Here is a 23,734-nt window from a genome sequence, read left to right on the forward strand (position 1 = left end):
GGTCGGCTCAGCGCCGCAGGTGCTGCACGGCGCGCGGGCCGGCGGCGGGCGCCCCGGTGCGCGCCGCCCCGGTGGTCGCTGCGGCCGCACCCGGGCTGCGCAGGGTGTCCGGCCGGAAGCGGCCGCTGTACACGTCGGTGGAGTTCAGCGGGGCGCCGCCGTTGGCGGTCACCAGCACCGGGCGGATCCGGTGGCCGTCGGTGATCAGGGCCTGGTAGTCGCCGAGGAAGTGGCCCCCGGCGTACGGCGCCTGGAGCCAGTCGAAGACCGGCGAGATCCGCCGCTCGACCGGACTGTTCTCGCCGCCGCGCGGGAAGCTGAGCAGCCAGGCGGCGGTGGGCAGCGTGGTGGTGTCGTCCGGGGTGAGGTAGCGCAGGTCGTAGTAGCTGACGGCGACGGTGCCGTCGGCCGTCACGGTGATCGACGGGGTGAACGCCGGCGCTCCCGGGGCCTGGTTGAGCCGGGTCGGGCCGCTCCAGGTCCGGCCGCCGTCGGTGGAGTGCACCAGCTGGATCGCGTCGTACCTGCCGCCGGTGGACTCCGAGCCCTCATAGGCGAGGTACAGCTCGCCGGTCTGCGGGTCGATCGCCACGCTGGGCAGTCCGGCGCCGGCCCGGAGGGACTTGGTGGCGTCGGTGGGCGCGTTCGGGTGGACCTCGGGGACGGAGGTGTCGGCGGCGACCCGGACCGGTCGGCTCCAGGTGCGGCCCTGGTCGGTGGAGCTGACCATGCCGAAGTGCACGTCGCTGACGGTGGTGGCGGTCGCGTCGGTGAAGGTGATCCAGTCGAAGAAGTCGTACAGCGTGTCGGTGCGCGGGTCGACCACGATCTGGTTGCCGATGGTCTGGGTGTTCGGCGTCGTGGCCGTGGTCACGAAGGGCTTCGCCGGGGTCCAGGTCCGGCCGTGGTCCCGGGTGACGGACAGGTAGCCCGGCCCGTCGAAGACCGGGGTCGGGCCGGTGGTCTGGTCCACCCGGTCCCAGACCTGGTAGGCCACGCCCGGGTGCACCGGGTCGGCGGTGACGGCGTTCTTGTCGTCGGTGATCGCCGGGTCGTCGTCGCCGATCAGTTCGGTGACGTGCTGCCAGCTGCGCCCGCCGTCGGTGGAGGTGGCTGCGGCCACCGCGCTGCGGGGCGTGGTGGCGTCGAAGACCAGGGCGCTGGCGTACGCGGTGCCGTCGGGGCCGAAGCTCACCCAGCCGTCGGAGGCCCGCTGGTAGGCCAGCCCGCCCGGCGCGCAGTGGGTGAAGGGCAGCGCCGTCTGGGTGAAGTGCACGCCGTCCGTGGTGTAGCTGGAGCTCAGGCCCCGGGCACCGCCGTTGGACCAGCGGTCCTGCTGGTAGACGGTGATGGTGTTCGCCGGGTCGAGCGGGTTGGCGGCGGCGTACGGTTCGTCCTCCGCGCCCGGGTGGTTGGTGCCGTCGCCGTCCGCGCCGAGGTCGCAGGAGGCGTACGGATCGCCGGGTGAGATCACGGCGAGCGGTGCGCCGGGCGAGGTGTCGGGCGGGTTCGTACCGTCCGTGGTCGCGCCGGCCGGGGTGCCGGCGGCGACGGCGGCGAGGAGGAGCGCCGCGGTCGCGGTGGCGAGCGGTGCTCTGGTGCGGAACTGCATGGAGACCCCCATGGTCGTCGGCGGTACGTGCCTGGTGTCCTGGGTGGTGCCGCGCTGTGCTCTGCTCCGGTGCCGAACGGGAGTCGGCGCCCGGTCGGCCGTGCGTGTCGCCCGCCCGGTCGGCCGCGATGCCCGGTCGGCCGCGCGAGTCTAACCAGCCGGAGGGGGCGCGCCAACGGTCCGCGTGCGCTCCCTTACCAAGTCCGCACCATCGGCCGCTGTCCCCGCGCTGACCTGCGGTTATCTGAGCGCACCCCGGCCGCTGCCCGGTCGGTCGACCTTCCGGGCGCCCGTCGCGCGGATATTCGGTTTCCCGTGTCGTACCCCCGTTCTAGGGTGCTCCCGAACCGACCTGAGAGAGAGTCCGTTGAGCCGAACCTTTCGCGTCGACCTGCGCGGCATCGTCGACCTCCTGAGCCACCACCTCTACACCAGCCCGCAGGTGTACGTGCGCGAGCTGCTGCAGAACGCGGTGGACGCGATCACGGCCCGGCACCCGGGCGACGCCGCCGCGGCGGCGCGGGAGGCCCGGATCGCGATCGCCTCCAGCGACGCCAACGGCGACGGCTCGCTGACCATCAGCGACAACGGCATCGGCCTCACCGAGGCACAGGTGCACGAGCTGCTGGCGACGATCGGGCGCAGCTCGAAGCGCGACGACCTGGGGTTCGCCCGGCACGAGTTCATGGGGCAGTTCGGCATCGGCCTGCTCTCCTGCTTCATGGTCTCCGACGCCATCGAGGTCACCACCCGCCGGGCCGGCGAGCCCACCGTGCGCTGGCACGGCTCCTCGGACGGCGGCTACACCGTCGAGCTCGCGCCCGCCGACGAGCAGCGCGCGGAGCCCGGCACCACCGTCACCCTGCGCCCCCGCCCCGGCTGCGAGCACCTGCTCACCCGCCGGGCCGTCACCGAACTGGTCGGCCACTACGGCGCCCGGCTGCCGCACCCGGTCACGGTGGACGGCACCACGGTCACCGGCGGCCCCGCCCCCTGGGACCGCCCCGAAGGCGAGGGCGAACCGGCCCGCCGCGCCCGCCTGGAGGCCTACTGCGAGGAGGTCTTCGGCTTCGCGCCCTTCGACGTGATCGACGTGGCCAGCGCGGAGGCGGGCCTGCGCGGCGTCGCCTTCGTCCTGCCGATGCCGGCCAACCCGGCCGTCCCGGCCGCGCACCGGGTGTACCTCAAGCAGATGCTGCTTGCCGAGGGAGCCGAACGCCTGCTGCCGGAGTGGGCCTTCTTCGTACGGTGCGTCGTCGACACCTCCGAGCTGCGGCCCACCGCCAGCCGGGAGGCGCTCTACGAGGACTCCCTGCTGGAGGCGACCCGCGACGCCCTCGGCGACCGACTGCGCGGCTGGCTGGTGCGGTTGAGCCGCCAGGAGCCCGCCCGACTGCGCTCCTTCCTGCGTGTCCACCACCTGGGCGTCAAGGCGCTGGCGCTGCACGACGACGACATGCTGCGCCTGGTCGCCGATTTCTGGCCGATGGAGACCAACGTCGGCCCGCTCACCTTCGCCGAGTTCACCGACCGCTACGGCCTGCTGCGCTTCACCCCCTTGCTGGACGAGTTCCGGCAACTCGCACCGGTGGCCGCCGCGCAGGGCCTGGCCGTCGTCAACGCCGGCTACGTGTACGACGCCGAGCTGGTCGACCGGCTCGCGACGGTGGACCGGGCTCTGGAGGTCGAGCAGCTGCGCGCCGCCGACCTCACCACCCACCTGCAGCGCCTCGACCCGGCCGACGAACAGGCGATCGCCCCGTTCCTGGCCGTGGCCGACCGGGTGCTCGACCGGCTCGGATGCGACCTGCTGGTCCGCTCCTTCGAGCCCTCCGGACTGCCCTCGCTCTACCTCCTGGACGAGGACACCGCGTTCCAACTGGACGTCCAGGGCGCCCGGGAGCAGGTGGACGAGACCTGGGCGGCGATCCTCGGCACCTTCCAGGCCGACACCCCGCCCCGGCCCCGGCTGGTGCTCAACCACCGCAACCCGCTGGCCCGCCAGGTCCTCGCGCTGGCCGACCCGGAGCTCCAGGGCATGTGCCTGGAAGGCCTCTACACCCAGGCGCTGCTGCTCGGGCACCATCCGCTGCGCCCGGCCGACACCGCGGCCCTCAACCAGTCCTTCCTCGGCCTGATCGGCCGGGCCGTCGTCGGAGGTGCGCGATGAGCCGTACCGAGAAGGAGCTCCGCCGGCTCTACGACAGCACCTTCGGGATGCCCACGGGGGCGGCGAAGTTCGCCGCCCTGGAGGAGGTGATCCGGCACGCCGACGCGCTCGGCCTGGTCGAGTTCGCCTTCGACGTGCGGATGTCGGCGACCTCGGTCTTCCAGCACAGCTGGGCGCCGGAGAAGGCCTTCCTCACCTTCTCCTGGTGCCTGGCGGCCTACGACCGGGAGCCGCACCGCTTCGGCTCCGGACACGAGCACACCCTGCTGTGGCAGTTCAAGTGGATGGTCTACAGCGTCTACCAGTACCCCGAGATCCCGCTGCAGCGGGGGACGGACCTGCTCGCGGACATGGAGCGGCGCTACCGCCGGGGCGGCCACAGCATGCACGCCGTCCTCCAGCACCGCGGCGAGGCCGCGCAGTCCATCGGCGAGATCGAGCGGGCCCAGGCCCACTACGAGGAGATGGCGCTCACCCGCCGGGACGCCCTCTCCGACTGCGCGGGCTGCGTGCCGAGCAGCCAGGTGCAGACCCTGGTGGCACTCGGCCGGGACGAGGAGGCGATCCGGATCGGCGAGTCGGCGGTCCGCTCCGGCTGCACCGAACAGCCGCAGCTGATCTACTCCGAGCTGCTGCTGCCGTTCCTCCGCTCCGGCCTGGGGGAGCGGGCCGTCGAGGCGCACCGCGCCGCCTACCGGAGGATCCGCGACAACCCGCACCACCTGGGGGAGTTGGCGCTGAACCTGCTGTTCTGCGTGCACAGCGGCAACCTCGGGCGCGGACTCGACCTGATCGAGCGCCACCTCTCCTGGCTCGACCGGCCGCGCACGCCGCTGACGGAGATGGAGTTCGCGGCCGCCGCCGTGGCCGTCCTGTCCCGCAGCCAGGAACAGAACGGCGGCGACGGCGACGTGGTGCTGCGCTTCCCCACCGTGGAGGGGAAGCGGCGCCCGGACACCCGCGTGGCCGACCTCGCGGTGGAACTGCGCGAGCGCGCCCTCGGCATCGCGGAACGCTTCGACGCCCGCAACGGCAACACCCACCAGAGCACCCGAATACGCGGCTGGATGGACGCCGGCCCGATCGGCGAGCCCACACCGCTGTCGGTCTTCGAGCGCGACCTGAACTCCCGCAGTGGGGAGGGCCTCCGCGGCCTGCTCGACCAGGTCGCGGCCCGGACGGCGGCAGGTGACCTGACCGGAGCGGCCCGCACTCGGGCGGCCGCCGCGGCGGCGCTGCTCGCGGACGAACAGTACGCCGAGGCCGCGGAGGCTGCCGAGGAAGCCGTTCGCGAGCTCGACCGGCTCGGCCTGACGGTGGACGCGGCAGCCTGCCGGTGGGTGCTGGCGCGCGCCTACCGGATGCACGGCGGGAGCGGCACCGGCGCCCGGGTACTGCGCGACCTGCTGGACGCGGACCCGTGGGGGCAGGAGCTGCGGGGCGGTGGCCCGGTGGCTCCGCTGTCGGAGTCGGTGCCGGTGCCGGTGCTGCCATCGCTGCCCTCAGCGTCCTCGCTCCCGTCGCGCCCGGAGGTCGAAGCCGCCCTCGGTTGGTGGCTGGGCTACGGTGCCGAGGGCGCGGCCTGGGGGCTCGCCGCAGCGCGTGGCTTCGCGGCTGCCGGGCGGGAGGAGGAAGGGCTGACGGCACTCGGCGAGGCGCTGGCCCGGCACCCGGACGCCGACGCCGAACCCGTGGACGGCGTCCTCGCCGACCTGCTGGGGGAGGCCCGTACGGTGCTCGACCGGCTCCTCGGTGCGGCCGGTGTGCCGGGCCCGGTCGTCGCGCCCACCGTCGTCATCCTGATCGCCTATGCCGAGCACCTGCGCGCCGTCGGGCGGCTGGAGGAGGCCGCCGACCGGTTGCGGGCGGCCCGCGCCCTGCTCGACGCACACCCGGACACCGAGGCTGCCGAGCGGCGGGGCACGGTGCTCACCGATCTCGGAGAGGTGCAGCTGCAACTCGGCGACGTGGCGGGCGCCGAGGAGTCCGCCCGCGCCGCCATCGCGCTGTTGGACGAGCCGGACGAGGCCTGGGAGGAGGCCCTGCTGCTCGGCAAGTCCCTGCGGGCCCGGGGCGCCGAGGAGGAGCTGACGAAGGTCCTGGCCTACCACGGCCTGGACCGGGAGGACCTGGACGATTGACCCGACCAGATTCACCTGACCTGACCTGACCTGACCGGGTCCGAGTGCTACGCGCCCGACGGCGCGGTGGCGTGCCTACCGCTCGCTCTCCCACAGGGCGAGCTGGACGGTCCGCAGGGCGGTGGCCGACTGTTCCCAGCCGTGCCACCAGAACAGCCCGCCGTCCTGGCCGGCCTCGGCGGCGAGCGCGGTCAGGTGGGCCCAGGGGCCGGGTGGGATGCCGAACCGGGGCCGGGCGGCGAGCCGCCGGGCCGCCTCGGCCTCGACCGGGACCATGCCGACCAGTGGGAACGGCGTGCCGTCCGCGGACCGGCCGGTGCCGTGCAGCATCGGGTGGAGGGTGATCGGGTCGAGCAGCAGGGTGAGCTCGGCGCCGGGCACCGGGGCCGGGCCGTCCTGCCAGCCGAGGCGCCGGCCGCTCGACCCGGCCTTGGGCACGGGCTGTCCGTCGAGGGTGACGCCGTCCACCGCGACCCGCAGCCGGGCGCCGGCGTCCGGCCGGGACGGCAGCCGCAGCCGGTAGTCGCCGTACAGGCAGGGCGGCACATCCGGCAGCGACTGGTCGAAGGGGACGGTGACCGCGTCCACCTCGAAGTCCGCCACCTCGAAGCCCGTCACTTCGAAGCCCGCCGGGCCGAGCAGCACCGCCGCGGTGACGGGTTCGCCGTCGACGCTGACGTGCAGGCGCGGGAGCGCGCCGGGGGCGTCGGACACCACGTCCACCCGGACGCCACCGGCTCGGTACCCGCCCACCAGGTCGGCGAGCGGCGGGGTCTCCGGCAGCGGGTACTCCGTCAGGCGGACAGCGCGCGTGACGGAACCCGCAGTACCGCCGACACCGGTAGCGCTGACGGTGCCGACGAGTCGGCGCCGGCCGTCCCGGCCGAACTCGGTGCGCAGTTCGCCGCCGCTGCCGTCCGGCTCGCGCCAGCGCAGCACGCCGCGCTCGTAGCGCGGGTCGGCGATCCGGCGGCCGTCGATGTGGACCCGGTGTCGGGGCGGGTCGGTCGCGCGGCCCAGGACGTAGACGGAGAGTTCGCCGTCCGGCGTGCCGTACAGGCCGGTCCAGGGGTAGAGGGCGTCGTCCAGAACGGATTCCAGGTCCTGGCGGAGCGACGGCCAGGCCGTGATGCCGTCCCGCAGCAGTGCGCGCGCCTCGGACTTGCGGGTGAGCAGGGTACGCAGCCGCCGCGCGGCCTCCGGGGTGGGCCGGTGCCGTACGCCACGGGCGGCGGCCTGGAGGGCGAGGTCCTCGCGCTGGGACAGTAGGGCGCGTTCGGCTGCGCCGAGCTCCGGTGGCGCCCAGTCGGCGACGGCGGCCGCGGGCTCACGGACGTAGCGTGCGCGCAGGGCGCTGTCCTCGCCGAGGGCGAGGACGAAGCGGGCGCCGGGCGTGTCCTCCTGCCAGTGGTACGCAGCCGGAATGCGGAAGTCGGCGAAGCCGTCGAGGGCGGCGCGTTCGCGCGGGCCGTACTCGTCGATGGTGCGCAGCGGCCCGTCGGGCGGGCGGACGGTCTGGCCGGGCTGGAGCAGGCCGAGGCGGCGGAGCACCTGGGGGTCGGCCGGTGCGGCGGCGGTGGGGGCCAGGTACCAGGTGGAGGCGCTGGTGACGGTGCGCTGCACGGCCGGGTCGCGCAGGGCGGCGACGGAGTGCTCGGCGGTGACGGGTTCGAGGCCGCGGTAGCGGGCGCCGATGTAGTTGACCACGGTGTGGTCCGGCCCGTAGACCTCCTCCAGCCGGTCCAGCAGGACGGGCAGGTGCCGGTTGGTGAACCCGGCGCGCTGGTAGTCGAGTTCGCCGACGACGCCGACCTGCCAGAGCACCAGGTGCAGGCTCGGGTCGATGCGCCGGCCGCGGATCAGCAGGTCGGATGCCTCGAAGGTCTGCATGCCGGGGGTGCTCGGGTCCACCCCGAGGTCGGCGCAGAGCACGTCCAGGGCGCTGATGCCGGGCCGCATCACGGCGCGGTGCCCCTCCCGGCGGGCGATCCGGACGGCGCGGTGGGAGGAGAGCACGAAGATGCCCGGGTGGCCGTAGAAGACCGCGGCCACCCGCCGCCCCGCGCGGACGAAGTGCAGCACGGCCTCGGACATCTGGACGTACGTCAGGTAGCGGTCCTTGGCGTCGTCGTAGAGGACGCCGAGGTCGTAGGCGTCCGGGCGCCAGGCGTTGATCCGGACCACGGTGGCCGGGTCCGCCACGCAGTGGAAGACGTGGTCGGCCTCGCGGAGCAGGCGCTCGTCGGCCCGGGTGAACCCGGCCGCCTCGATGCCCGAGCCGAGCACCGTCAACTCGCCCTTGGCGCCACCGTATTCATCACAGGATTCACGGCCGGAACGGCCGGAGTCACCGCCGGGCGGGCCGGCGGCGGCGATCGCGCGGGTCAGTTCGGCCCACCGCTTCTGGTGCTCGTACTGGGACGGGAAGCGGTCGAAGGGGCGGGTGTAGTGATGGCCGGAGGGCAGGTCGTGGTCCATGTGTGCGGCGCGGCCTCAGACGGTGTCGGGGGCGTGGGCACCCTCGGTGGCTGCGACGGTGACCAGCGGAGTCAGCGCGTCGACCAGGAGCGGCGGGTCGAGCTGGACGTACGTCTGCACCACCTGCGGTGCGGGCTCCGCCAGGGCGGTGGTGGTGTCGAGGTCGAAGCCCATCTGAGTGACCTGCGGCGGCAGCGGATCCATCTGGGTGACCTGCGGCATGGGGCTCTGCGGCAGTGCCCCGGTGGCAGCGAGGTCCGTAGCGGTGTCCGCAGCGGTGTCACCGGCCAGGGTGAGGTCGAAGTCCACGTCGATGTCCACGACGTCGACGGGCAGGCTGTTCGTGGTGAGCGTGAGCACGGCGGTCACTCGTCCCCTCGGGGCCATGGTGGAAGGCGAGTTCATGCTACTGATCAGGCGTTCGGTCGAACAGGGGCCGAGGTCCCGACCCGACCCCGGGCGGGGCCCCGCCGTCAGGCAACCGGCCCAGCTCCGCGAGCGCCCGCTCCGTCGGGCTGGTGAGCTGGGAGGGGAGCTCGTGGGCCGACGGGTCTCCGACAACATCTGGAGGAGGAGTCCGTGCCGGACCCGACGACGTCGTACGCCGACCTGCGCGCCCTGGTGATCAACTGCACCCTCAAGCGCTCCCCGGAGCGCAGCCACACCCAGGGCCTGATCGACGTCTCCACCGGCATCCTGCAACGTCAGGGCGTGGCCGTTGACGTCCTCCGCGCCGTCGACCTCGACATCGCCACCGGCGTCTGGCCGGACATGACCGAACACGGTTGGGAGACCGACGAGTGGCCCGTCATTTACTCCCAGGTGATGAGCGCGGACATCTTGACGTTAGCTGGTCCTGTGTGGCTGGGAGACAACTCGTCCGTGATGAAGAAGGTCATTGAGCGTTTGTACGCCTGCTCGTCGATCCTCAACTCCGAGGGTCAGTACGCCTACTACGGCCGGGTCGGCGGCTGTCTGATCACGGGTAACGAGGACGGCGCCAAGCACTGCGCGATGAACGTCCTCTACAGCCTCCAGCACCTGGGCTACGTCATCCCGCCGCAGGCCGACGCGGGCTGGGTCGGCGAGGCCGGGCCCGGGCCGTCCTACCTCGATCCCGGCTCCGGCGGCCCGGAGAACGACTTCACCAACCGCAACACCACCTTCATGACCTGGAACCAGCTCCACCTGGCCAGGATGCTCAAGGATGCCGGCGGCATCCCGGCCCACGGCAACCAGCGCTCCGAGTGGGACGCCGGCTGCCGCTTCGACTTCGAGAACCCCGAGCACCGCTGAACCGCTGGCGGTATTGAGCCAGGAGCAGGTGGCTGCGGCCGTCGCGAGCTGGCAGGTTGGGTGTCTTGAGGTGCCAGCGTCGGTATGCCTATGGCCTGGTGATCACGAGGTGAGAGACCTGCCGATGACCAGGTCCATGGACGCCTTGATGCTGTCGGCGGTGTGACCAAGGCGCCGGAGGCGGTCGATCGCCAGGAGCAGGGCCTGAGCGGCGGTGTCGGCCGCGTAGATCCCGGTGAGGCCGTCGGGCTGGTCCGCGTCGTCGCCGATCCACTCGGAGAGGTTCTCCACGCCCAGGTCGTCCAGGAGGAGGCCGTGGGAGGCGTCGACCTCGCCGACGACGGCGAACACGGCCTCCAGCCGGGTGTGGGCCGCACGCTCGCAGTGCAGCCCGGGGGTCTGGGGGAGGACCTCGGAGTTGTAGGTGCAGCCGGCCGGTGGAGAGGCCTTCAACTGCTGCCAGACCTCGGCCGTCGCCGCGTCGGTGCCCAGCGAGGCCGTGAGGGTGAAGGTGTGGACAGGCACGGTGGGGTTCCTGGTGTGTCGAGGGTGGGAGGTGGTCAGGGGCGGACGGGGAGCGCGAGGCGTTCGATTCGGGTGGCCAGGTCGGGGTCGCTCTCGGTGCGGCCGAGTCGGCACATGGTGGTGGTACGGACCGAGGTGGCCTTGACGCCGCGCATGCTCATGCACAGGTGCTCGCCGGCGGTGTAGACGGCGACGTCATCGGTCCCGGCGGCCTTGGCGAGGTCGTGGGCGACATCGTGGGTGATGCGTTCCTGGAGCTGGAGAGCGTGGCTATGGGCCTCCAAGTGCCGTACCAGCTTGGACAGGCCGAGGACGGTGGTGGCCGGGACGTAGGCGATGGAGACGTCGAGGCGGAACGGGAGCAGGTGGTGCTCGCAGACGCTCCACGCCTCGATGCCGGTCAGCAGGACGAAGTCGCCGTACTGGCGCTCGTGGGCGAAGCTGGTGTCGAGCCGGCCGGGGTTGTGGTCGAGGAACTCTCCCCACCAGTCGGCGACTCGGCGGGGTGTGTCCCTGAGGCCGTCGCGGTCGGGGTCTTCGTCGAGGGCGTGCAACAGCTGGCGGGTCAGCTCTGCGACGCGTGGGCGGTCGACTGGGCGGCGCTGGGTTTGCACGGGTATGGACGTCATAGTCATCCCTCGGGGTGAGTTGACGGTGGAGGGGCCGCGAGGTGCGGAGTATCAGAGGTGGGTGGCGCCGGGCAGACAACCGAGGATCGGCACGGAGGTGAACGCCTCCGCGTACCGGGTGCCGATGCGGGGGCCCCAGAGCCGACCGAGGGCCTCGGCCATGGGCCCGAAGTGCTGCTCGATCGGCTGGCTCGCGTGCTCGCGCAGCGCCGCCATCTTGGCGTCGAAGGTCGCGGTGGCGTCCACGATCACGTCGGCGCGCACCGGCCCGTCGAGGGTGAGCGAGTTGTAGGTGTCGCAGGTGTAGAAGCGGGTCGGCCGGCCAGTGGCGATCCGGGGCTCGGGGACGGCCACGAGCACGGTGGCGGCGACCGCCCGGTGCTCGGGGTGGACATCGCCCAGCGGGTGGGTGATGACGATCTCCGGCTGCGCCTCCAGCAGCTGCTGCTGCACGGTGGCGTGGTCGAGCCGGGGGACCTGGCGCAGGTCGGCGCCGAGGGCCGCCGCTCCCTTGCGGGCCTCGGCGCCGCGGACGTCATCGCGGTGGGGGATGACGACGGTGACGACGGCGTACCTGGCGTGGAGGGCGAGGGTGGCGCCGGCCCACAGCTCGGCGTCGTCGGGGTGTGCGAAGACGGCCAGGATCGAGCCCGGCACGGCGCCGCTGGTCACCACAGCCCGAGCTTCGCGACGACGTCGGCGGGCTTCGGCAGCTGGGGGCTGGCCTCGCCGCGGAGGACGACGGGCACGTCCAGGTCGCGGCGCACCGTGATCATCGCCTCCCAGCGGAGCACGTCGGCCCAGGCGGTGGTGATCGCGGTGCCCTCGGCGCCGGTCAGCCGCCCGGAGCCGGGCAGGCCGTGCAGCAGCATGCCGCCACGCAGCAGGGTGGCGGCGACCTTAGGGCCGACGCCGCGGACGCCGGGGATGTTGTCGGACTTGTCGCCGGTCAGGGCGCGGAAGGCCGGCCACTGGGCCGGGGTGACGCCGAAGCGGGCGACGACCTCGTCGGCAGTGATGATCCGCTGGGACGACTTCCGGGAGCGGTTGAGGATGCGCACACGGTCGTCGAGGAGCTGGTAGAAGTCCATGTCCCGCGACATGATTAGGACCGGTCGGGAAGCGGCGGCCCGGGTGGCGAGGGTGGCGATGACGTCGTCGGCCTCGGCGTTCTCGACCTCGGCCCACCGGATCCCGAGTGCGTCCAAGCCGTCCTTCACCGGGGCGAGGAACTGCAGCGGCTTGAGTGCCTCCGGTGTCGCCTCCCGGTTCGCCTTGTACTCCTGGTCGGCGGCCACGCGCTCGGCGGAGCCGTGCTCGCCGTCGAAGACGACCAGGACCTCAGGGGGCGCGACGTCGACGTCGTCGCGGATCGCCGCGCGCAGCAGGGCGAAGAAGGCGAACAGGCCGGTCAGCTCGCGGGTCTTGTCGCGGGAGTGGATCGGCGCGGGGAAGCCGAAGGTGCCGGCCCACAGAAGGTTGAACCCGTCGACGAGCAGCAACGGGGCAGGGGTTGCTGGGGTTTCGGGCATCACGACACCGCCTCCATGAAGAAGTCAGCGATTCGGCGGGGCTCGAACTGAGCCTCCCGCCGATACACGGTCTGTGTAGTCGCGACGTACAGTATGTCATCTTCCAGGAGGGTTCGTGCCGCCTTGTGGAGTGCGGCCGGGCCTTCACCGTGGTCGACGAGGAGGTGGTCGCCGTGGCCGGTCGGGCCGATCAGGGTAGGAAGGTTGCCGACCCGGTAGGCGACGACCGGGGTGCCGACGCTCATGGCCTCCAGCGCCACCAGGCCGAAGGTCTCCTTGTGACTGGGGACGATCACCACGGCGGCCTGGGCGAGCCAGGGCAGTACCGCGGACGGGGTCAGCGGCCGGGCGTCAGTGGGTGACGGCCTGTTCGAGGAGGTCGACGGCCTCCGCGAGGGTGGCGGGGCGGGCTGCGCCGCTCGGCGGCTGGTTGCGGGCCCAGCCGGGACCGGCGGCGACGACCACCGCCCCGCCGCGGGAGCCGTGCGGGCCCCACGCGCTGTCGCTGACCGTGCGTACCAGCTCGCGGTCCGCGGTGTGCCGGTCCTGGGACCAGATCATCACGGCCCCCGGGCCGATCCGGTGGACGGCGTCCAGCAGGGCCCGGTGCGGGACGGCCGCGCCCAGCATGCGGAAGGCGACCGCGCGCTCGGTCAGCGCCGCGGCCGTCGCTTCCAGGGGGAGGGTATGCAGTTCGAGGGGAGTCGCGGTCAGCAGGACAGTCCTTGTCCGCCGGGCGGTGTACGCGCCCACGGCCACGCTCCGCAGGGCACTGGAGACGTGCCAGGACAGCAGGTGCTCGACCTCGACGTACTGCTCGCCGTCCGCCGCCCACTTGCGGCCCGCGGCACGAAGGGCGGGCATCATGACGTCCGTCCACGCGTCGACCACCCCCAGCGTTTCCAGCGCTTCCCGGAGGATCCTGGAAATCTCCGGCGCGTCGAGCCGCACCGCCGCCCGGGCCAGGCCCCGGCACTCAGGGCGTACCGTCCCGACCCCCAGGGCGCGGCTTCCACCCGGGCCGGGGCCGGGCCGGTTGCGGCCCCGGGAGTTCGCTTCGGGCCTGCCAGGGGCGGGATGCGGACTGCCGTCGCGTTCGGCCAGGGCCGCGCGGGCGGCCTCGCCCGGCGGTACCCCGCGTGCTGTCAGGCGGCACATCGTCTCCAGGACCGCGATGTCCTGCTGGTTCCAGCGCCGGTGGTGTCCGGCCTCGCGGTGGGCAGGACCGATGCCGTAGCGGCGCTCCCAGGAACGGACGGTGGTGGGTGAAACCCCCAGTCGCCGGGCCACACCGCCGGTCGGCAGCCCCACGTCCTCCAGCGGACCGGAGACGGAGTCCGACGCCGCGGGCTCCGCCCCGACGGGCAGTCCGGCAGCGTGGCCCGGAGACACGGTCACCATCCGGCGATCCGCCCCACGGCGAAGCCCACGCAGCACACCACCATGGCGGCGATGACCAGCAGCGGGATCCAGCCCGGCCAGGCCGTGTGCAGCTCGACCGACTCCGGGGTGGAGATGCCCGCGCAGGTCGAGGCCTCGCACTCGGGCGTCTCGGTGGGCGGGCTCACGGGCTGCGGGCGCCCGCCGGCGGGGAGTTGGTGGTAGGTGGTCATGATGTCCTCCCGCTGTCTGCGGTGGTGCGGGCGATCCGATTGGATGCGAGCCCGGCCGGTACGGTGCGCGTCGGCCCGGAGCGAACTCGGGCCTGCCCGAAGCCCTTCGGGCCCCTCGCAGGTCCGGCGGTTCAACGTCTCCATTGTGCGTCTGCCTGCTCCCTGTCCCCAGCCGCAGCGTTTGCGCACCGCCACCGGAACCCGGTTCCGTCGTACTCGGCGGTGCTCGACACGTCGCCTACCAGCCCGAGGTGCCATGCCCGCCCTTGAACGGGCCGGTGATCTCCCGGGTGATCCACCCTCCGTAGAAGTCGCCGTCCTGGGCGTGCACGGCCTCGCCGTCGACGGTGCAGAGGTCCACCCGTCCCGGGTAGAACGCCAGCATGCCGCGCAGTTCCCGGTACCCGGGGAGCGGATGCGGGTAGCTCCACGCCGCCCGCACCGCCGCCCGGGAGCCCACCCTCAGGTCCCAGTAGCGGGCCCGGCCCTTCCACTCGCACACGCTCTCACCGTCGGCGGGGCTCAGCAGTTCGGTGGCGACGTCGTCGGGCGGCAGGTAGAACACCGGCGGGTGGCTCGTCTCCAGCACCCGCACCGCCTGCGTCGTGGACGCCACCAGCTTCCCGGCGAACCGCACCTCGACGAGCCGGCCGCGGGCGGAGCGGACCGCCGGAGGCCGCGGGTAGTCCCACACCGACTCCGTACCGCGACCTGCCACCGTCATCGTCCCGCCCCCGTCAGACGGTTGGACCCGGGCCAGGCCCGCAGCCCGGCGCGCGCTTGCCTCGTGCACGGGAGGTCGGAGCCAACGTCGAAGGCGGCCCTGAGCCGAATGAGCGCGTCGCGGATGCGGGTCTTGACAGGACCCAGGGGCACGCGGGTCCGCTGCGCGATCTCCCGATGTGAGTACCCGCCGTAGTAGGCCAGCACCACCGCCTCGCGTTGCGCCGAACTCAGCTCCGCGAGGGCAGACCTGACCCGCAGCCGGTCCAGGGAGCGGACCACCTGCTCCTCCGGCGTATCGCTCGGCACAGGCCCGCGAGCCGCGACACGGTGGTCCCGCTCGGCAGCCGCCCGGACGCAGCGCACTCGATCCACCGCACGGTGATGCGCAATCGTCAGCGCCCACGTCATCACCGACCCCCGCTCAGGCCGGTAGACCGCGGCAGTGCGCCGCATCTCCAGCAGGACCTCCTGGGCGACCTCCTCGGCGTGTGCGGGGCTGCGCAGCGTCCGCAGTGCGACTCCGTACACCGGTGCGGCGACCGTGCGATACACACGTTCGAACGCACGCTCGTCGCCGCGCGCCGAACGCTCCACGAGAGGACGTAGATCGGAGGCCTTCGGCACCCTGCTGCCGCCGGGGGCACTGCCGACACGACCTTGCCATGGTGAGGTCACGCCGTCACGGTGCAGCGATTCGGCACGGGAGAGAAGCCGAAGCGTTTGTGCAGCGTTTTGATCCAGCCGGGAACCCGTCCGTCCGGTAAACGGTGCGGTACCGCTGCAACTGTTGCGGCCGGTTGCGGCGGCCGAATCTGCGGGGGAGGCCGCGTGCCTCGCGCCCACCCGATGACCGAGAAGTGGAGCCGACCATGAAACTGCACGATGAACTGCCGGTCGATCACCGTCTGTCCCAGGTCTACCGTGCCGGCGCCGGACTGTGCGGTGCGGCCCTGTTCGTGTTCGGCGCTCTCGGCCTGGTGGACGGGCTGTCCTTCTTCAGCACCTCCGGTGAGAGGATTGCCGGTCTCTCCAGCAATGGTCTGCTCAGTCTCGTGTCGGTGGTGACCGCCGTGGTGCTCGTCGTCGGCGCGCTGATCGGCGGGAACACCGCCTCCACGATCAACATCACCGTGGGCACGCTGTTCGTCCTCAGCGGCTTCGTCAACCTGGCGCTGCTGGACTCGTCGGCGAACATCCTGGCCTTCCGCATGCCGAACGTGCTGTTCAGTTTCGTCATGGGGCTGGTGATCGCCACCTTCGGCATGTACGGGCGGGTGAGCGGAAAGCTGCCGCTCGACAACCCCTACTGGCGTCACCGCCACCCGCGGCCGGCTCTTCGGGACGGCGCCGCGGCCCTTCCCGGCGGGACGGGACGGGCCCTCCTGCCCGGGCGTCCGGTATGAGCGGCCCGCGCCCGCACTGGGTGTTCGGCGACCAGCTGGGGCCGCACTTCCGCGTCCCCGCGCAGGACGGCCCGGACCCGGACGCCCCGGTGGTGATGATCGAGGCCCGGTCCGTGCTGCGCCGACGGCGTTTCCACCGGGCCAAGGCCCACCTGGTGCTCTCGGCCATGCGCCATGCCGCGGCCGCCCTCGGGGACCGGGTGCGCTACGTCCAGGCCGACACCTACCGGGAGGGCCTGGCCCGGGCGGTGGGCCGGCAGCAGATTACGGTGTGCCACCCGACCTCGCGAGCCGCCCTCGGCCTGGTGGACGGCCTCCCCCGGGTGACGGTGCTGCCACCGCGCGGCTTCCTCGTCCCCTTCGCCGACTTCCGCCGCTGGGCCGGCGAGCCGGGGCAACGGCGCCTGCTGCTGGAGGACTTCTACCACCGGGTGCGCCGCGCCGAGCACCTGCTGCTGGAACCGGACGGCAGCCCGGCCGGCGGCCGCTGGAACCTCGACCGGGACAACCGCGAGCCACCGCCCAGGGGAGCCGCCGCCCTCCCACTGCCGCCGCCCTTCGCGCCCGAGGAGGACGGGATCGACGAGCAGGTCCGGGCCGACCTGGACCGCTGGGAACGCGCGGGCGAGGTCGCCTTCGTCGGCCGGGACGGCCCGCGCCGCTTCGCCGCGACCCGCGCGGAGGCCGAACGGGCACTCGCGCACTTCGTCACCCACCGACTCCGCGACTTCGGCCGGTACGAGGACGCCATGCTCCACGCCGACCCGTGGCTGGCCCACAGCGCGCTGTCCGTCCCGCTCAACCTCGGCCTGCTCGACCCGGGCGAGTGCGTGCGCGCCGCCGAGGCCGCCTACCGGGCGGGGCAGGTGCCGCTCAACAGCGCGGAGGGCTTCGTACGGCAGGTCGCCGGCTGGCGCGAGTACGTCTGGCAGCTGTACTGGCACCTCGGCGAGGGCTACCGCGACGCCAACCGCCTCGGCCACCACGAGCCGCTGCCGGCCTGGTTCCGCGACCTCGACGCCGACGCCGTCACCGCCCGCTGCCTGGCCCGCGTCCTCGCCGAGGTCCGCGACCACGGCTGGGTGCACCACATCCCCCGGCTGATGGTGCTCGGCAACTGGGCCTTGCAGCACGGCTGGGACCCGCGCGAACTCACCGACTGGTTCCACCGCTGCTTCGTGGACGGCTACGACTGGGTGATGACCGCCAACGTCGTCGGCATGTCCCAGTTCGCCGACGGCGGACTGATCACCACCAAGCCCTACGCGGCGGGCGGCGCCTACCTGAACCGGATGAGCGACCACTGCCGCCCGTGCCGCTACCGGCCCACCGAACGACTCGGCGAGCGTGCCTGCCCCTTCACCACCGGCTACTGGGCCTTCGTCCACCGCCACCACGACCTCCTCGCCGCCAACCACCGCACCGCACAGGCCGCCGCCGGCCTGCGCCGACTGGACGGCCTGCCGGAACTCCTGGCCGCCGAACGCGCCCGCGGCCAGTCACCGCCGTAGCTCGCCGCTCAACGTCCGCTCAGGTACCCGCCCCTTGAGCATCCGTGCCTGAGGACCGCGTCGGTGCGCATCCGTCCGCCCGTCTCGTCGGCGGCCTCCACGACCATGACGTCCCGTCCGGCCGCGGTCAGGTCCGGCGCGGCCGGGCCCGCGCCGACCGCGCCCGGGTCCACTGGTTGTCTCTCGTCGCACCCTGCTCACCGGCTTTCCGTCGAGTGCGGGCTGCGCCGCGGGCGGTGGTGGCCCGTCGGGCAGGTGGCGTGGTAGGCGTGCGCGAGGGACTCGGCCATGGTGTCGACGCCGAACCGGTCACGGACCGTCGCCGCCCCGGCCGCCGCCATCGCCGCCAGCTCGGGCGCGGGTGTGCGCAGGAGGGACTGCAGGCCTGCGGCCAGGCCCTGCGGCGACTCGGTGACCAGGAGCCGTCCGTTGACACCGTCACGCAGGTAGTGGGAGGCGCCGCCGCGGCGCGGGGCGGCGACGGGCAAGCCCGCCTCCATGGCCTCCAGCACCGCCAGTCCGAACTCCTCCTTCGCGCTGGGGCACACGTACAGGGCTGCTCCGGACCGCCCCTGCGCCAGGAGCCGCTCCAGCAGGCGCACGTGGTGGTTGGGCAGCGCCGGCCACAGGGCCGCCCGGCGCATCGCGACCGGTTGCGACCGCAGCAGCTCGCTCACCCGTCCTCGCACCGCCGATTCGACGGCGGTCGGCTCCCTGAGTGACCCGCCGACGAGCAACAGGGTCGAGCGGTTGTGCAGGCCGGCGTGCATCCAGGCCCGCACGAGCTGCTCCTGCTGTTTGACCGGGTGGAGCCGTCCCACGCACAGGAGCAGCGGCAGTTCGCGGTCCGCGGAGTCCAGTCCGTCGGCGTTCGCACCGCCTGCGAACAGCCGGGAGAGCATCGCGCGTGCGGTCGCGCCATCGTGCGGGGCCGGGCGGAAGGGGGCGATGCCTTCGGGCAGCGTGTGGATCGCGCGGCCCCGCAACTGCGGGAAGTGCGTGTGGAGTTCCTCGGTCCCGGACCGGCCGGGCATGGCCACGAGCAGGTCGGCGCGGGCCACGAGACGGTCGGCGACGAAGACCCGGTGCAGGTCCAGGCGCAGCGCGCGGCCCGCGTCGTCGGTGTGGACCGGCTCTGTGCCGGCGTGCCGTTCGTCCATGGAACGGTGCGGGTCGGGGGTGACGGTGAACGCGAGCTTGGCGCCGTGGCGCAGCGTGGCCTGGGCGACGGCGAGGGACGCGTCGTCGGCGAACCTGACGTGGGTGATGTCGGGTCGGGCGCCCGGGAGCTCGAAGACGCGGGTGGTCCACCAGGCCAGGGCGCTCCGATGGGCGGCGGCGGTCTCGGGATCGAGCGTTCCCGGCGTGTCCACGGGGAGCCGCACGAGCCAGTGCCCGGGACTCAACTCGTCCACCAGCGACTGGTGTTGTGACTCAGTTGGGTGGGTGGCGGTGAGGGTCAGGACTCGCGCGACGCGTGCGTCGGCCGTCAGGGCCTCGCCGAGTCCGGTCAGCAGCACGCTCATTCCGCCGCTGAGTCCGGCGCCCGGCTCCTCGAGGCGGCCCAGCAGCATCGACTGTGCGACCACCAGGGATTCCCGGAAGTGCTGAGTCAGGGCCTCGAACGCCGTCCTGAACCGCTGTCCGGCCGGGGACCCCGGGCGTGCCCGCTCGCAGCAGGCCGCGAGCAGGAGCCGCTCGTAGGCGTCTTCGGCCGTTTCCGGACTCGGCAGCACCAGATCACCGCCCGGTACCCCCGACAGGTAGCGCCACCGTGCGTGCAGGTGCGCCCGCGCGGCGGGTTTCAGCTTGATCACCTCTCGGGCCGAGAGCGGCCGCAGGGCGTTCGCGTCGGCGATGTCCAGCAGGAACGCCGTCTCCGCCGGACCGGGGGCGGCCAGCAGGCGCCGACGGACCTCCGCGGTCGCCGTCAGCCCGTCATCAAGGCCGGCACTGCGCTCCCACGCCTCGGCGAGTGCCGTCCGCTCCCACGCCGCCTGGTCCGGCGCAGCCCCGGCGGCCGCCAGCATCCATGCCGGGGCGGCCCGTTCGTGCCGCGCCATCTGGCGAAGCCGTGCCGCTCGCCGGTCGGAGCCCGACAGGACCGCATCGGGGTGGACCCACGAACCCCCGTACTCGGCCCGCGCGAGCCGACCGAGCAGGTCGCCACCGGTCACAGCAGCGAAGTCCTGGGTCCAGTAGCACCTGCGCCACGCCGCCAGGCTCCTGGCGTCGCCCCCATCGGCCCCCGACGGTTGCGGGGTCGTGGTCGGTGTGCTGTGGTGTGTCATCGGCCGTCCTCCCGAGCCGCCGGATCGTTCCGGCCTCCTTTTCGGAGACCGGTGGCCGAACGGATTGGATCCGGGCGCCCCTCCACCCGCACGGGCCGCAGGAGAGCGGCAGGGACGCGGTCGCGCGGCCGGCAAGGTCCGCGGCTGCCCCGGGATTGCTGGCATCATCGAAGCCGCACGCGAACCCACGGCCCCCGACGGAGGACACCATGGCCCGCGTCGTCGTGATCAGCCCGCCCTTCCACTCCCACGCCCGCCCGCTCGCCGCCCTCGGCGCCGCGCTGGCCCGGCACGGCACCCGCGTCGACTTCGCCTGCACCGGCGCGTTCGCCGAACTCGCCGCCCGCAGCGGCCTCGGCTTCGCCGAACTCGCCGTCACCCGCAACGCCAACCACGGCATCGCCGAAACGACCCGCCAGGGCCGCACCGAGGCTGGCCGCCTGCGCGAGTTCCTCGCCGCCACCCACCACGGACCGACCGCGACCCTCCTCACCCAGGCCCGCCACCGCGCCGACGACATGCTCCCCGACCCCGAGCGCGTCCTGAACGAGCTCGGCGCCCTCGACACCGCGGTACGCCCCGACTGGTACCTCGTCGACCAGCTCGCCTACAGCGCCACCCTCGCCCTGCACTGCCTCGGCCTGCCCTACGCCACGTTCTGCCCCGGCCACCCCAGCTACCTGCCCGCCACCCCCGACGCCCACTTCGGCCTGCCGTACGCCTGGCCCGACACCCTGCGCCCGGACACCGCCGACCTCGGCCGGCTGCGCGCCGCGGTAGCGGCCAACGACGCGTCCTTCACCCGGGTCTTCCGGGCGACGGCCCGCCGCCACGCCCCCGACCGGCCGGAACCCGGCCGTGCCTTCGCGCTCTGCTCACCGCACGCCGTCGTCTTCAACTACCCGCTTCTGCCCTGGCTGCCGCCCGCTCCGCCCGGGCCCAAGGCCATCTACGCGGGCAACCTGCTGCCGCACACCGGCACCGCCCCGCTGGACGGGCACTGGCGCAACGCGGTCACACGCCTGACGGCGGCGGGTCGCCCACTGACGCTCGTCGCCCTGGGGACGTTCCTGTCCGCCCGCCACGACGTCCTGGCCACCGCGACCGCCGGGATCCTGCGGCACACACCGGCCTCGGTGATCGTGGCCGCCGGTGACCACCTCGCCGAGCTCACCGCCCACCCGCTGCTGCGGGAGGCGCCGGCCGGGCGGCTGGAGGTCGCACCCGCCATTCCGCAGCAGGAGTTGCTCCCGTACGCCGCCGCCATGGTCCACCACGGCGGGAACAACTCCTTCACGGAGTGCCTGCACGCCGGCGTGCCCGCCCTGGTGCTGCCCTTCTCCAGCGACCAGTTCGCCATCGCGCACGACGCCGAACGCGCCGCCCTCGGCCGCTGCCTCGACCCCAACACGCTCACACCGGAATCCGCCGGCACCGCCGTCGCGGCCCTGCTCGACGGACAGGCCCGCGGCACCGCAGAGCTCAGCGCCCGTGTGCGCCCGCGGGGCCCCGAGTGGGCGGCGTCCTCCCTCCTGCGGCACATGCCCTCCCACCGCTGAACACCGCGCCCCGCAACGGTCGATGTGCCAAACGCTGCGACTGGCGACGCGCCAGGACCGGCGGAGGCTGGACGAGGACCGGCGGATGAGAGGCGGCAGCACCGTGAACGCACCGTTGACCGACAGAGAGCGACACCTGCTGAACGGCATCGAGCAGCACCTACGCCGCGACGACCCGGCTCTCGACCGTCTGCTCGGGCGTCGGCCTTCGATCCTGACGCGGATCGGTCACCGCCCCCGGCTCCTCGCCGCCCTGGCCGCAGCGCTGGCCACCCTGACCGCATTCGCCGCGCTGTGTGCGAGCACGGGCGGACCGGCCACGCCGATGGCCGCAGCGGGTGCAGCCACAGGCGCACTCATGATGGCGCTCGTCTTCCGGCGACTCGCGGCACTTCGCACGGTCTGACCTGCCCGCTCCGCGTTCCCGCGTTCCCGCGAACGGCCGCCACGAGCCGGGGGCTTGCGCGAACTCCGTCACCGCAGTTCAGCCACAGGTCCGCGTGACCGCAAGGGCTTGTGGCCCGCCCCTTTGCCCACCTTCCCGGCGCCCGTGGGCCCCGGGCGGCGCCGCCCGGGGCCGGCCATGCACACTACGGCGCTGCGCGCCGTCCGGCGACGGCCCGGTCGAGGTGGTGGGCGAGCTCGGGCAGCTGGCCGTCCGGGTCGTTGTCGACGGTGATCGTGCGGGGCATCGCCAGGGCGATCCGTCGGCGGCGGCCAGGGCGAGGCCTTCGCCTTCGGCCAGGCCGTTCTCGTCGACCAGGATCAGCCCGCTGAGGACGAAGGCGAGGTCTGGGTGTACGCCGCCGTCCTCGTCGTCCCCGGGGTCCAGGTCCCGCCCGCAGGCGAGCACCGCGGCCGCGTACCCGGCCCGGCGCCGGCTGCCGGTCCGCGCGGCCAGCTCCTCCACCCACGTGGCCGCTCGGCTGGCCGCGGCCGCCGCGATCCCCACCGCGGCCTCGACCCGTACCCGGTACCGTGCGTCGGCCCGCGCCACCTCCATTGCCTCCGCCGAGTCATGCCGCGCGCGGGCGGCACGGGTAGCCTCGAAGGCGGCCCGCTCGGCGGCGAGGACCGACACCGCACCGCCGCCGTCGCTGTGTCCGCCGCCGAAGTGCTGCTGGTCGTCGGACAGGGGGATCAGGTTCGTCATGACCGGTGAACCCCGCCGACGCCATCCCGCTCACGCCCCCGCCGCCGGGTTTCGCCCCGCCAAAGCGCTGCTTTCGCCCCGCCAAGACACGGGATCTGCCTCGCTCCCCGCCGCAGGCCAGGGCGGATAGGCTGCCCGTGGCGCCCGCCGGACCCGAGACGCACAACCCGGGCCATCGCCGACGGGCGCCACCCACGAGGCGGGCCCGAGCCCGCGAGCCGGGCGCCGCGGGGCTGGCGCTCACATCGACCGGACGGCCCGCTCGCATCGCGGTCACACGTGCCCGGCGTGCTCGGGCGGGTACCAGCGCGAGCCCGGTCCGGACGGTCGCCACGGGTCGACGATCATGCTTACGGTCTCGATCCCGCAGGCCGTCACCGGCAGCGGGTCACCGGGCGCGTCCGGGTCGGAGCCAGCGGTGTGCACGACCAGGAGGTCCGGCTGTTGCGGCTGCTCGATCACCACGAGGATGCCCACCACCTCACCCTGCTCCGGCGCCGGGCACCACCGCACCCGGTGACCCGCCAACAGGGCGCGGGACCGTCCTGCGGGTTCCGCCCTGCGGGGCGGCGCGTTTCGCCCCGCCGTCCCCACCGCAGGCCAACACCTTGGTGCGACTCCGCTCCCGCGACCGTCCAAGATCCGGCCGCTTGACAGTCCCTCGAACTGCGGCCGTGAAACCGCCGCACCTCAGCATTGAATCCGCTGGTGCGCACGCTGGCAGTCCCCGCGGGGCGAGTACACCTTCTGGTCTGACGGAACTGCACGGTTATCGATGTAGCTGCTTTGCAGCGCGGCGTCCTGGGCGACGACGTGCCCCCTGATGCCGGCCTGCGGGGACATACCAGCTGCCGACGATGGCTCAGCCGCCAGGCCGACGGAGACGAGCACGCCGAGAAGCGCGGCGGACGTAATACGGAGAACGCGCATGGAAGGTCCTTTCACAGGTGGAGACACTGTTTCGTGGATGCCCGGTGCCCTACCGTCTACACCGCTGTGGCTAGTGTCCTGAGTCCTTGATCCGTCGTTGGTCAGTGCATGGGACGTCCTGGGCCGAGGCTGGCCGAGCTGGTGTTGTCGGATCACGAGCGGCAG

23 protein-coding genes are annotated in these 23,734 nt (G+C 73.3%); 7 read left to right on the plus strand and 16 right to left on the minus strand.

The window, feature by feature from the left end; all coding sequences use genetic code 11:
* Positions 1–7: 7 nt before the first annotated feature.
* Positions 8–1,612 (minus strand): sialidase family protein, encoded by a 1,605-nt coding sequence (locus tag ACFXPX_RS37340; protein ID WP_380644636.1) that lies wholly within the window; start codon positions 1,610–1,612, stop codon positions 8–10.
* A 367-nt stretch (positions 1,613–1,979) separates the two neighbouring features.
* Between ACFXPX_RS37340 and ACFXPX_RS37345 the strand changes: the two genes are divergently transcribed.
* Complete coding sequence (locus tag ACFXPX_RS37345; RefSeq protein WP_380644637.1) at positions 1,980–3,782, plus strand: HSP90 family protein; 1,803 nt, start codon at positions 1,980–1,982, stop codon at positions 3,780–3,782.
* The gene (locus ACFXPX_RS37350) at positions 3,779–5,923 is read left to right on the plus strand and encodes a hypothetical protein (RefSeq protein ID WP_380644638.1); all 2,145 of its coding nucleotides are present in this window, start codon (positions 3,779–3,781) and stop codon (positions 5,921–5,923) included. The genes ACFXPX_RS37345 and ACFXPX_RS37350 overlap by 4 nt, the downstream gene beginning before the upstream one ends.
* 75 nt (positions 5,924–5,998) lie before the next feature.
* Here the strand turns inward: ACFXPX_RS37350 and ACFXPX_RS37355 are convergent, their stop codons facing one another.
* Together ACFXPX_RS37355 and ACFXPX_RS37360 are read right to left on the minus strand one after the other, a co-directional pair.
* Positions 5,999–8,401 (minus strand): SAM-dependent methyltransferase, encoded by a 2,403-nt coding sequence (locus ACFXPX_RS37355; RefSeq protein ID WP_380644639.1) that lies wholly within the window; start codon positions 8,399–8,401, stop codon positions 5,999–6,001.
* Positions 8,402–8,416: 15 nt separating this feature from the next.
* Positions 8,417–8,806, minus strand: coding sequence for a hypothetical protein (locus ACFXPX_RS37360; protein ID WP_380530140.1), 390 nt, complete (start codon positions 8,804–8,806; stop codon positions 8,417–8,419).
* Between the two features lie 174 nt (positions 8,807–8,980).
* Between ACFXPX_RS37360 and ACFXPX_RS37365 the strand changes: the two genes are divergently transcribed.
* A complete protein-coding gene (locus ACFXPX_RS37365) occupies positions 8,981–9,697 on the plus strand; it encodes a flavodoxin family protein (RefSeq protein ID WP_380586411.1) in 717 nt (238 codons plus the stop codon).
* A gap of 102 nt (positions 9,698–9,799) precedes the next feature.
* Here the strand turns inward: ACFXPX_RS37365 and ACFXPX_RS37370 are convergent, their stop codons facing one another.
* From ACFXPX_RS37370 to ACFXPX_RS37410, 9 genes are all read right to left on the minus strand, one after another.
* Positions 9,800–10,222: a hypothetical protein gene (locus ACFXPX_RS37370; protein ID WP_380530145.1), complete on the minus strand. Its 423-nt coding sequence runs from the start codon at positions 10,220–10,222 to the stop codon at positions 9,800–9,802.
* Between the two features lie 35 nt (positions 10,223–10,257).
* A complete protein-coding gene (gene folE / locus ACFXPX_RS37375; protein WP_380530148.1) occupies positions 10,258–10,851 on the minus strand; it encodes a GTP cyclohydrolase I in 594 nt (197 codons plus the stop codon).
* A gap of 51 nt (positions 10,852–10,902) precedes the next feature.
* Positions 10,903–11,526, minus strand: a complete 624-nt coding sequence (locus tag ACFXPX_RS37380) for a PIG-L deacetylase family protein (protein WP_380530151.1) — start codon at positions 11,524–11,526, stop codon at positions 10,903–10,905.
* Positions 11,520–12,383: a 5'-3' exonuclease H3TH domain-containing protein gene (locus ACFXPX_RS37385; RefSeq protein WP_380530191.1), complete on the minus strand. Its 864-nt coding sequence runs from the start codon at positions 12,381–12,383 to the stop codon at positions 11,520–11,522. The genes ACFXPX_RS37380 and ACFXPX_RS37385 overlap by 7 nt, the downstream gene beginning before the upstream one ends.
* Positions 12,383–12,724 carry a glycosyltransferase gene (locus tag ACFXPX_RS37390; RefSeq protein WP_380644645.1) on the minus strand — a complete coding sequence of 114 codons (342 nt, stop codon included), beginning with the start codon at positions 12,722–12,724 and terminating at the stop codon, positions 12,383–12,385. The genes ACFXPX_RS37385 and ACFXPX_RS37390 overlap by 1 nt, the downstream gene beginning before the upstream one ends.
* A gap of 10 nt (positions 12,725–12,734) precedes the next feature.
* Positions 12,735–13,784: a MerR family transcriptional regulator gene (locus ACFXPX_RS37395; protein ID WP_380530154.1), complete on the minus strand. Its 1,050-nt coding sequence runs from the start codon at positions 13,782–13,784 to the stop codon at positions 12,735–12,737.
* Positions 13,778–13,996 (minus strand): hypothetical protein, encoded by a 219-nt coding sequence (locus ACFXPX_RS37400; protein WP_380530159.1) that lies wholly within the window; start codon positions 13,994–13,996, stop codon positions 13,778–13,780. Before ACFXPX_RS37400 ends, ACFXPX_RS37395 begins: the two co-directional genes overlap by 7 nt.
* Positions 13,997–14,234: 238 nt before the next feature.
* Positions 14,235–14,720, minus strand: a complete 486-nt coding sequence (locus tag ACFXPX_RS37405) for a DUF427 domain-containing protein (RefSeq protein WP_380530162.1) — start codon at positions 14,718–14,720, stop codon at positions 14,235–14,237.
* On the minus strand, positions 14,717–15,397 hold the full coding sequence (locus ACFXPX_RS37410) for a sigma-70 family RNA polymerase sigma factor (RefSeq protein WP_380644640.1): 681 nt from the start codon (positions 15,395–15,397) through the stop codon (positions 14,717–14,719). Before ACFXPX_RS37410 ends, ACFXPX_RS37405 begins: the two co-directional genes overlap by 4 nt.
* A 194-nt stretch (positions 15,398–15,591) precedes the next feature.
* Here ACFXPX_RS37410 and ACFXPX_RS37415 point away from each other — a divergent pair, with 194 nt between their 5' ends.
* Both ACFXPX_RS37415 and ACFXPX_RS37420 read left to right on the plus strand, forming a co-directional pair.
* Positions 15,592–16,125 (plus strand): DUF4383 domain-containing protein, encoded by a 534-nt coding sequence (locus tag ACFXPX_RS37415; protein WP_380530168.1) that lies wholly within the window; start codon positions 15,592–15,594, stop codon positions 16,123–16,125.
* Entirely contained in the window at positions 16,122–17,636 is a 1,515-nt protein-coding gene (locus ACFXPX_RS37420; RefSeq protein WP_380530171.1) for a cryptochrome/photolyase family protein, read from the plus strand. Before ACFXPX_RS37415 ends, ACFXPX_RS37420 begins: the two co-directional genes overlap by 4 nt.
* Before the next feature lie 8 nt (positions 17,637–17,644).
* On the opposite strand, the gene ACFXPX_RS37425 is transcribed toward ACFXPX_RS37420, so the two are convergent.
* Both ACFXPX_RS37425 and ACFXPX_RS37430 read right to left on the minus strand, forming a co-directional pair.
* A complete protein-coding gene (locus ACFXPX_RS37425; RefSeq protein ID WP_380530174.1) occupies positions 17,645–17,809 on the minus strand; it encodes an FAD-dependent oxidoreductase in 165 nt (54 codons plus the stop codon).
* A gap of 24 nt (positions 17,810–17,833) precedes the next feature.
* Positions 17,834–19,699: a glycosyltransferase family 4 protein gene (locus tag ACFXPX_RS37430; RefSeq protein ID WP_380644641.1), complete on the minus strand. Its 1,866-nt coding sequence runs from the start codon at positions 19,697–19,699 to the stop codon at positions 17,834–17,836.
* Between the two features lie 437 nt (positions 19,700–20,136).
* Here ACFXPX_RS37430 and ACFXPX_RS37435 point away from each other — a divergent pair, with 437 nt between their 5' ends.
* Together ACFXPX_RS37435 and ACFXPX_RS37440 are read left to right on the plus strand one after the other, a co-directional pair.
* Positions 20,137–21,486, plus strand: a complete 1,350-nt coding sequence (locus ACFXPX_RS37435; RefSeq protein ID WP_380644642.1) for a nucleotide disphospho-sugar-binding domain-containing protein — start codon at positions 20,137–20,139, stop codon at positions 21,484–21,486.
* Between the two features lie 103 nt (positions 21,487–21,589).
* Positions 21,590–21,892, plus strand: coding sequence for a DUF3040 domain-containing protein (locus ACFXPX_RS37440; protein ID WP_380530183.1), 303 nt, complete (start codon positions 21,590–21,592; stop codon positions 21,890–21,892).
* Positions 21,893–21,970: 78 nt separating this feature from the next.
* On the opposite strand, the gene ACFXPX_RS37445 is transcribed toward ACFXPX_RS37440, so the two are convergent.
* Complete coding sequence (locus ACFXPX_RS37445; RefSeq protein WP_380644643.1) at positions 21,971–22,639, minus strand: hypothetical protein; 669 nt, start codon at positions 22,637–22,639, stop codon at positions 21,971–21,973.
* Between the two features lie 273 nt (positions 22,640–22,912).
* The gene (locus ACFXPX_RS37450) at positions 22,913–23,116 is read right to left on the minus strand and encodes a hypothetical protein (RefSeq protein ID WP_380644644.1); all 204 of its coding nucleotides are present in this window, start codon (positions 23,114–23,116) and stop codon (positions 22,913–22,915) included.
* Between the last annotated feature and the right edge of the window lie 618 nt (positions 23,117–23,734).

Source organism: Kitasatospora sp. NPDC059146 (assembly GCF_042786665.1).
Classification (GTDB): domain Bacteria; phylum Actinomycetota; class Actinomycetes; order Streptomycetales; family Streptomycetaceae; genus Kitasatospora.

What these genes read in the sequence shown, in the direction of transcription:
- ACFXPX_RS37360 (WP_380530140.1), bottom strand. Translation starts at nt 8,806, where the DNA reads ATGAACTCGCCTTCCACCATGGCCCCGAGGGGACGAGTGACCGCCGTG.
- ACFXPX_RS37420 (WP_380530171.1), top strand. Translation starts at nt 16,122, where the DNA reads ATGAGCGGCCCGCGCCCGCACTGGGTGTTCGGCGACCAGCTGGGGCCG.
- folE (WP_380530148.1), bottom strand. Translation starts at nt 10,851, where the DNA reads ATGACGTCCATACCCGTGCAAACCCAGCGCCGCCCAGTCGACCGCCCA.
- ACFXPX_RS37355 (WP_380644639.1), bottom strand. Translation starts at nt 8,401, where the DNA reads ATGGACCACGACCTGCCCTCCGGCCATCACTACACCCGCCCCTTCGAC.
- ACFXPX_RS37400 (WP_380530159.1), bottom strand. Translation starts at nt 13,996, where the DNA reads ATGACCACCTACCACCAACTCCCCGCCGGCGGGCGCCCGCAGCCCGTG.
- ACFXPX_RS37350 (WP_380644638.1), top strand. Translation starts at nt 3,779, where the DNA reads ATGAGCCGTACCGAGAAGGAGCTCCGCCGGCTCTACGACAGCACCTTC.
- ACFXPX_RS37415 (WP_380530168.1), top strand. Translation starts at nt 15,592, where the DNA reads ATGAAACTGCACGATGAACTGCCGGTCGATCACCGTCTGTCCCAGGTC.
- ACFXPX_RS37405 (WP_380530162.1), bottom strand. Translation starts at nt 14,720, where the DNA reads ATGACGGTGGCAGGTCGCGGTACGGAGTCGGTGTGGGACTACCCGCGG.
- ACFXPX_RS37385 (WP_380530191.1), bottom strand. Translation starts at nt 12,383, where the DNA reads ATGCCCGAAACCCCAGCAACCCCTGCCCCGTTGCTGCTCGTCGACGGG.
- ACFXPX_RS37430 (WP_380644641.1), bottom strand. Translation starts at nt 19,699, where the DNA reads ATGGCGCGGCACGAACGGGCCGCCCCGGCATGGATGCTGGCGGCCGCC.
- ACFXPX_RS37435 (WP_380644642.1), top strand. Translation starts at nt 20,137, where the DNA reads ATGGCCCGCGTCGTCGTGATCAGCCCGCCCTTCCACTCCCACGCCCGC.
- ACFXPX_RS37445 (WP_380644643.1), bottom strand. Translation starts at nt 22,639, where the DNA reads ATGACGAACCTGATCCCCCTGTCCGACGACCAGCAGCACTTCGGCGGC.
- ACFXPX_RS37395 (WP_380530154.1), bottom strand. Translation starts at nt 13,784, where the DNA reads ATGGTGACCGTGTCTCCGGGCCACGCTGCCGGACTGCCCGTCGGGGCG.
- ACFXPX_RS37340 (WP_380644636.1), bottom strand. Translation starts at nt 1,612, where the DNA reads ATGCAGTTCCGCACCAGAGCACCGCTCGCCACCGCGACCGCGGCGCTC.